The sequence below is a fragment of the Okeania sp. SIO2B9 genome (genome assembly GCF_010672505.1).
In the GTDB taxonomy this organism is placed as follows: domain Bacteria; phylum Cyanobacteriota; class Cyanobacteriia; order Cyanobacteriales; family Microcoleaceae; genus Okeania; species Okeania hirsuta.
In genome coordinates this window covers 1-4,304 of sequence record NZ_JAAHGK010000639.1, presented here as the reverse complement: position 1 = coordinate 4,304, position 4,304 = coordinate 1, and the positions used below count along the sequence as shown (strand labels likewise).

The window sequence follows — 4,304 nt, the reverse complement described above, 5'->3', positions numbered from 1 at the left end:
TGCTATAGCAGAAGAAAGAATTAAAGAAGGAAGAAGGAAAAATCTGACGTTGCCTTAATTTTAATATTTTGATTTGTTACTAGAAATGAATACTGAAACTTTAGCTGCTGTAGTTTTGCAAGAATTGCAAGGTACTTTGAAAAGTAAGCCAGCAAAAGCTGAAACCATAATCACTCGCATCGCCCAAGAAGTAGAGCGGATTTGCCAAAAGAGTAATCGGATTCAAAATTCTGGTGAAGTTCAATCTTGGCAACTTAGTTTGGCTCGTCATCGCTTGCAAAAGTGCGTACAATACTACAAACTTGGTTCTAAACAAGGTCGGGTAGAATTACACTCTCTGCTAGCTTCTATGATTTATCGTCATATTGCTTCTTTTAGAGCACAATTGAGTTTCCAAGGTCGCTATAACTTGATTGAGGATTTTCTGCAAGGTTTTTATATTGAATCTTTAAGAGCTTTCCGCCGGGAACACAATCTGGAGGAAGACTATACTCCTAGAGTGAAATTAGAATTAGCAGAATATATGGCATTTACTGAACAGTACGCCAAGCGTCAAATTGGTTTGCCTGGCCGGAATCGTCAAAGATTGATTGTACTCCGCGCTCAAGGTTTTGCTAAGGGTCAACCTCCTGAAACTTCTCTTGATATTGAAATGGCAGTTGAGTCTCCCAAAGGTGAAGATGCAGAAGCTTTTAGTCGGTCTTCTGCTGTGCAACAAGTACGGGAGCAAATGGTTTCTGAAGCTGTTGACCCTGCTGAGGCTGTATTGCGCGATCGCGTGATTTCTGAATTAATCAATTACTTGGAAGTTCAAGGTCAAGACCAATGTATTGATTATCTGCGTCTAAAATTACAAGATTATCAAGCATCTGATATTGATAAGGAGCTAGGTTTAACTTCTCGTCAACGGGATTATTTACAACAACGTTTTAAGTATCATGTTGAAAAATTTGCTTGTTCTAAAAATTGGAAGTTAGTGCATCAATGGTTAGGTGCTGACATTGACCAAAAATTAGGTATGAATTCTAATAAATGGGAAGCTTTCCAGGCAACTCTTTCTCCTGAACAACAGCAAATTTTACAACTCAAGCGCAATGGTGAAGATGAACAAGCGATCGCGAAGACTATTAAATGTACTCCGAAACAGTTACAAAAACGTTGGGCAAAATTGTTGGATATGGCTTGGGTATTTCGCAATAGTGACCAAAGCTAGTATGGTATCCAAAATGAAAGACATTCTTTTTACTCGTCCATCAATTAAAGTTTGCGATATGGGTCATCCTGCTTCTGTCTAGGGTGGGCAATGCCCACCTTATAGAAGTCATACCGTTTCACGGAAGTTATAAGTCAAAAGTCAAAAGTCAAAAGTAAGATTTTATAGAGCTATAAAACTTTGATTATACAGTAATTTCAGAAAATTATTTAACGTTTAAAGTTTGAAACTATTTGTCACATCTTGAAAGTGAATTTGTATCAGAAGTCAAAAGTCAGAAGGCGCGAAGTGAAAGTTGATAGACTTAAAGTATTGACGTTTACAATAATTTCAGCTTATTATTCCACATCATCAGTTGCTGACTATTTGTGACATCCTGAGAGTGAATTGGTATTATATTCAGTCTATTCAAGATTGTTATGTTATTTAAAATACAAATTAATTGGGACTAATATTCTGTTGAGATCGGCAATTATTATTATATTTAGTAGCCAATAGCCAGTTAGGGGAGTTGTCCGATTAGCGACGTACATTCGTCATTAACTATTTTGAGTTCAGGATTACCATTCCATCAAACAATGAAGCTATTTAAACTATAACCAACTATCAATTATCAATTATCAATTACCAATTACTTACTTTCACAGATATTATCAGTATTTAACCGAAAATAATTTAATCAGTATAAATACCCTCTTATTTTTTGATAGAAATTTTTCCCATCATTCCCATTAAATCAATACTATTTAATCAATTAGATATTTTTAAATATAAAATTTTAATATATTAGTTAGCTGGAGCTAATTAGCAGTTTTGGATAAAAATTAGATATATTGGATAAAGTAACGATTTATTAAAATATATGTCTATCAATATAGCTTTGGCTCCTGATTTGACTAATCGAGTGGCCAATAACTACTCTCAAATTAAGCAAATCTTTGAAACTATTGATGCTCATAGCTGTCCATACTATTATAACTTTCATCTACATACAATTTACTCGGATGGAAAGTTAAAACCTGAAAGTTTGATGGAGCAAGCAATTGCCATCGGCCTTAAAGGTTTGGCCATTACTGATCATCATACTGTTGCTGGTTATCAAGTAGCTAAAAGTTGGTTAGAAAACTGGAAATCTAATGATGGAGACCGCGAGCGGTTAGCACCGACTTTGTGGAGTGGAGTAGAAATTAACGCCAACTTAATTAATATTGAAGTACATATTCTAGGATATGGCTTTAACCCAGAACACTCAAGTTTGCAGCCCTATTTAACAGGAAAAGCGACTCAAGGTCAAGAATATCAAGCTACTAATGTCATCACTGCAATTCAACAAGCTGGTGGTTTAGCGGTACTTGCTCATCCCTGTCGTTATAAGCGTTCTGCTACCGATCTAATCAAAGCAGCAGCTAAGTTAGGAATTGATGGTGTAGAAACCTACTACGGTTACACTCATACTAAACCCTGGTATCCTAGCCCAAAACAAACAGAACAAGTGAAAAAACTCAGTGCTACTTATGGTCTACTTAATACCTGCGGTACTGATACTCATGGAAAAAATCTTTTACTACGTTTATAGGGTGGGAATATCTCTATTCCACCCCTATAATTAAAGCTGTATTGATATACTCCCGATGTTGCGCTTAGGCGACACCACAGGATTAAACTAGCGTGCGGAGTCGCTGTTTATACACCAGGGTCTTCTACCTGTATTTTTATTAGACTTGTCGCTATTCTATTATGAACTTCCTTTACTAGAGTTCACAGAAATTCTTACTGTTTCTGTTAAATTGAATTGCCAGACCTCTTTATTTTAGTGAAAGGGGTCTGCTGTTTTTTTAGCTTCCATTTGCTATCATTATTGTTGTCACAAGCATTACCCCAAAGCTCATTAGCAACAAAACAATTCCTAGAGATATTGACTGGCCAAGATGTAATGATGATTTTGATACTCTCATGATTTTTATCACAGTTTGTTAAATTGATGTATTCAGGATAACAAGTGTTGTAAGAGTTCGAGGCAAATATTAATATTTTGTGATTAAACTTATATTTTCTTGATATTAGACATCTTTAGATAAAGAGGGAGTAGGAAGTAGAATGAGCAAGCTATTTAGCATTATTTATTTTATTTAGGACTTATACCATGTCCGGTTGAACAGTTATAAATAAATGATGGAGAAGTCAGGAGTCAGGAGTTAGAAGTCAGGAGGGAAGAAAGAAGAAGAGAAGGAGAAAGTTTTTTGATCACTAATTATCCGGACATGATATTACACATAAACGCTATTGGTAGTGGATTGTTTAATCTAAAATAGTGCAATAGAATAGTCAGGAAAAAGTTGCTATTTTAAAGATAACAGCTTTTAAGAAAAATGGAAAATCACAAACAGGCGATCACTGTCAATTGGTAGCAGGAAACAAGCGATCGCTATTGAATTGATAGTGATAATTATTGAGTCTTAGGCGGTCTCAAAAACCGGATCAAGATGTTTGAGTTCAACCCTAGCATCATCAGTTGAGAATTGCCAGCTCACCTTAGAGGCAGTTTGGTTACGCTCGGTTTGCCATGCAATTAATTATTTTTCCAATTTTGGCGTTGCACAGTCAGGAATGATGAAATCCGAAAGTAGATATTTTTGGATAATTCTTTCCTCAATATATGTATAGTTTAAAATCTATTATCATTCTTTAATGTGCAACCCCCCAATTTTTCTTTGCTACAAATTCTTCGCTCTAAACATTGTTTCGATCAAATACTTAGTTCAGTCTCGGCTACATTTAACCAACTACCATTGCCAGGGGTATGGTAAATTTCCAATCTTCGAGCTAAAGGGTGGGTTTCTGGAGCTGGAAATGCTTCATAAAAAGAAGCGATATTATGGGTATTGAGATGATCACAAACTAACTTGACTTTTTGAGAAAATGGAATTGTCTACATCCAATAATTGCCTCACTTCTTCTGCCCAATCTATTCGAGTCCGACTATCTCGATTACTAACCCGCCGCCATCCTCTGTTAGGATCAAAAAACATGAACAAAGCTTGTACTCCTTCAGGAGTTTTGACTTAGTTGACAATTTACGTTATAACGCAGA

The 4,304-nt window shown here is 35.7% G+C and carries 2 protein-coding genes and 1 pseudogene; 2 read left to right on the top strand and 1 reads right to left on the bottom strand.

Features of this window, described 5'->3' with window-relative positions; translation table 11 throughout:
* Window positions 1-85 precede the first annotated feature (85 nt).
* Both F6K13_RS20635 and F6K13_RS20630 read left to right on the top strand, forming a co-directional pair.
* Entirely contained in the window at window positions 86-1,213 is a 1,128-nt protein-coding gene (locus tag F6K13_RS20635) for a HetZ-related protein (RefSeq protein ID WP_353735691.1), read from the top strand.
* A gap of 862 nt (window positions 1,214-2,075) precedes the next feature.
* A complete protein-coding gene (locus tag F6K13_RS20630) occupies window positions 2,076-2,789 on the top strand; it encodes a PHP domain-containing protein (protein WP_124154349.1) in 714 nt (237 codons plus the stop codon).
* A 1,173-nt stretch (window positions 2,790-3,962) separates the two neighbouring features.
* Here the strand turns inward: F6K13_RS20630 and F6K13_RS20620 are convergent.
* A pseudogene (locus tag F6K13_RS20620) lies at window positions 3,963-4,263 on the bottom strand (IS630 family transposase); the annotation flags it as partial.
* Between the last annotated feature and the right edge of the window lie 41 nt (window positions 4,264-4,304).